At 65.4% G+C, this 3423-nt stretch carries 3 protein-coding genes and 1 pseudogene; 1 reads left to right on the top strand and 3 read right to left on the bottom strand.

The window, feature by feature from the left end:
* The 3 genes and pseudogenes from QZ281_RS05215 to QZ281_RS05225 all read right to left on the bottom strand — a co-directional run.
* Positions 1 to 129, bottom strand: a pseudogene (locus tag QZ281_RS05215) (hypothetical protein); the annotation flags it as partial.
* Between the two features lie 94 nt (positions 130 to 223).
* The gene (gene rlmN, locus QZ281_RS05220; RefSeq protein ID WP_292225523.1) at positions 224 to 1384 is read right to left on the bottom strand and encodes a 23S rRNA (adenine(2503)-C(2))-methyltransferase RlmN; all 1161 of its coding nucleotides are present in this window, start codon (positions 1382 to 1384) and stop codon (positions 224 to 226) included.
* Positions 1385 to 1484: 100 nt separating this feature from the next.
* The gene (locus QZ281_RS05225) at positions 1485 to 1784 is read right to left on the bottom strand and encodes a DUF6356 family protein (protein ID WP_292225526.1); all 300 of its coding nucleotides are present in this window, start codon (positions 1782 to 1784) and stop codon (positions 1485 to 1487) included.
* A 129-nt stretch (positions 1785 to 1913) separates the two neighbouring features.
* Between QZ281_RS05225 and QZ281_RS05230 the strand changes: the two genes are divergently transcribed.
* Complete coding sequence (locus QZ281_RS05230; protein ID WP_292225529.1) at positions 1914 to 3257, top strand: trypsin-like peptidase domain-containing protein; 1344 nt, start codon at positions 1914 to 1916, stop codon at positions 3255 to 3257.
* Positions 3258 to 3423 lie beyond the last annotated feature (166 nt).

Consider the following 3423-nt stretch of genomic DNA (forward strand, 5'->3'; position numbering starts at 1 on the left):
GACATAGACCGCCGCTCCCGCCGCAAGCAGCAGCAGGCTGACGACCAGGTGCATCACCATGATCGGGAAGCCCGAGGCGAAAGCCTGCACCTCGGCGCTGGTCAAAACTTCGGACAGGGACGGGTCCATGGCTCCACGCCTTGCCTGATTGTCGCCCCAATCCGCAAGCGCCCCACGGCCACACCTTGTGACGAAAGATTACAGGGCAGGGTTGGCTCTGCCTTTAAGCTGCGGCCTGTTCAGCTTTTCGCGCGGCGCTGGCGCGGATCTTTTCGCTTTCGGACTTCAGTTGTCCGCAGGCGGCCAGGATGTCGCGGCCGCGGGGGGTGCGGATGGGGCTGGCGTAACCGGCCTTGTTCAGGATGGCGGCGAAGCGTTCGATCGTCTTCCAGTCCGAGCACTGATAGTCGGTGCCAGGCCAGGGGTTGAACGGGATCAGATTGACCTTGGCCGGAATGCCTTCGATCAGCTTCAACAGGGCGCGGGCCTCTTCGGGGCTGTCGTTGACGCCCTTCAGCATGACGTATTCGAAAGTGACCCGGCGGGCGTTGGACAGGCCCGGATAGGCCCGGATGCCCGCCATCAGCTGTTCCAGCGGATATTTCTTGTTCAGCGGCACCAGAACGTCGCGCAGGGCGTCGTTGGTGGCGTGCAGGCTGATGGCCAGCATGGCCGCCGTACGGGCGCCCAGAGCATCCAATTGCGGCACCACGCCCGAAGTCGAGACGGTGATGCGGCGACGCGACAGGGCGATGCCCTCATTGTCGGAAATTATATCGATGGCGTCGGCGACATGGTCCAGATTGTAGAGCGGCTCGCCCATGCCCATGAAGACGATGTTGGACAGGCGGCGGTCTTCCTTGGGCGACGGCCATTCGCCCAGATCGTCGCGCGCCACCTGAACCTGGGCCACGATCTCGGCGGCGGTCAGGTTGCGGACCAGTTTCTGCGTGCCGGTGTGGCAGAAGGTGCAGTTCAGGGTGCAGCCGACCTGGCTGGACACGCACAGGGCGCCTGCACGGCCCACGTCAGGGATGTAGACGGTCTCGATCTCGATGCCCGGCGCCGTGCGGATCAGCCATTTGCGGGTGCCGTCCTTGGACACCTGACGCTCGACGATCTCGGGGCGGGCCAGGGTGAAATGCTCGGCCAGTTTGGCCTGCATGTCCTTGGCCACATTGCTCATGGCCGAGAACTCGGTCACGCCGTAATGATGGATCCAGCCCCAGATCTGGCTGGCCCGCATCTTGGCCTTTTCAGGCGGGCAGACCCCGGCGTCGATCAATGCTTGGCGCAAGCCCTCGCGCGTCAGCCCGGACAGGTTGACGGGAGCCTTGACGGCGGGCGCGTTAGAGACGCGCGAAAGGTCGAGCGTGATGCTCAAGGCGGCGATCCTGCATGCAGTTGAGTCTGCCTATATAGCACGGATCCCGGCGATTGCATGACCGGGCCGAATTCGAACGTCCGGAGCCTGATTGAGGCGCCTAAAGCCCGACGTCCCAGACGCCTGCATCGCGCATCCGCGTCTCGCGTGCTTCTTCGGCGCGGCCGCCCATGTCATTGGCCATGCCGCGAATGGCGGTGGACACCGTCGACTTGTGAACCCCCGGAACAAGGGCGTGGGCGAAGGCGGCGCAGGCCAGGCCCATCAGCTTGAAACCAAAGGCGGACGACGCAGCCATATGCTCGAAATAGGTCTCGCCCACCTCGCGCGGATGATCCCGGAACAGCCGCGCGAACGGCGTCGAACCCGAACGGGCGCGGTCGATCGTCGTCTGGCTCATGAGATCAAACTCCAGTGATACAAGATTACAATCGTCATCCCGAAATCGCTTTCTGGCAAGCCCCTAAGACTAATCATCGTCAGCCGGGATTTCTCGGTTTAGGGTCTGGGCTCGATCAAAGGAAAGCTCATGCCGCTAAGCTTCAGGGCCGTCTCGTCCATCGCCGCCGCCGTCGCCGTGTTCGGCGCCGCCACCCCCGTTCAGGTGCTTGCACAGGCCCAGGCCGCACCCGCCAGCCTGCCCTATGACGCCAGGCGTGGCGTATTCAGCTTCTCGTCAGGCCTGGAAGGCTCGTTGCCCGCCGTGGTGCAGGTGACGACCCTGGGCCAGTCGCGCGGCCCCAGTTCGGACGGCGGCGATCCCAAGCCTTATGCCTCGGGCTCCGGCGTCATCGTCGACGCCGCCGAGGGGATTGTGATCACCAACAACCACGTCGTCGAAGGCGGGCGAAAATTCACCATCGATCTGACGGACGGACGCCTGTTCGACGCCACACTGATCGGGGCGGACAAGGCCACCGACATCGCGGTTTTGAAGATCGTGCCTGACGGCCGCCCCCTGAACCTGCGTCAGGTTCAGACGGTTGATTCCGACACCCTGCGCACCGGCGACCTGGCCTTCGCCGTCGGCTATCCGCTGGGGCTGGACCAGACCCTGACCATGGGCGTGGTCTCAGGCCTGAATCGTTCGGGCCTGGGTGATGCGGTCGAGGATTACATCCAGACCGACGCCGCCGTGAACTCGGGCAACTCGGGCGGACCGCTGCTGGACAGCCGTGGCCGCCTGATCGGCATCAACACCTCGATCCTGTCGGGTGGTCTGGGCGGCGGCAACGACGGCATCGCCTTCGCCGTGCCGACGCGGATCATGCTGTATGTCGCCGACCAACTGAGGAAGAACGGCGAGGTCAAGCGCGGCGCGACCGGGGCCATCTTCGGCTCTCTGAATGCTGAACGGGCGCGCGAGTTGAACCTGCGCATTGTTCGCGGCGCCGTGGTCGCGGATGTCGCGCCGGGTTCTCCGGCCGAGCGCGCAGGCCTGCGCCACAACGACGTCATCACCCGCATCGCCGGTCGCCCGGTCGCCAACGCCGGATCGATCAATGCGACGGTCGGCATCGCCGCCCCCGGCTCGAACCTGGGCGTGACCTATCTGCGCGCCGGTCGTGAAGGGACCGTGAGCCTGCCGGTCGAAATGACCGAGGAAACCCCGGTGGTGATCGGCGCCAGCGCCGTGGTCGCCTATGGCGCGACGGTGCGGGATTCCGACGGCGGCGCCCAGGTCGCGGCGGTCGAGGCAGGCCAGCCCTTCGCCCAGGCCGGGCTGATCGCCGGCGACCTGATCACCAACATCAATGGCGCGACCGTCAAGGATTCCCGTGCCGCGGCTCGGGCGCTGCAATCCGCTTCGGGCGCAGTCGATGTCACAGTGACCCGCAACGGCGAGACCGAGAAACTGACGCTGGATATCTGAGAAAAGTCCCCGATCCTTCCTCCGGCCCTAGGGTCGGAGGACACGGCGGCGCGCCGCAAAAACCAGGCTCCAGACAGCGAAACGCCCGCCTTGCCTGGGAGGGGGAGGGGATCGGCAGGGCGGGCGCTCGCTTGGAGGAAGCATCGGCCGCCGGAGCCCTTTAATG

The sequence above is a fragment of the Brevundimonas sp. genome (genome assembly GCF_018608325.1).
Classification (GTDB): Bacteria; Pseudomonadota; Alphaproteobacteria; order Caulobacterales; family Caulobacteraceae; genus Brevundimonas.

Coding starts and splice junctions, on each gene's coding strand:
- QZ281_RS05230 (WP_292225529.1), top strand. CDS start 1,914: ATGCCGCTAAGCTTCAGGGCCGTCTCGTCCATCGCCGCCGCCGTCGCC.
- QZ281_RS05225 (WP_292225526.1), bottom strand. CDS start 1,784: ATGAGCCAGACGACGATCGACCGCGCCCGTTCGGGTTCGACGCCGTTC.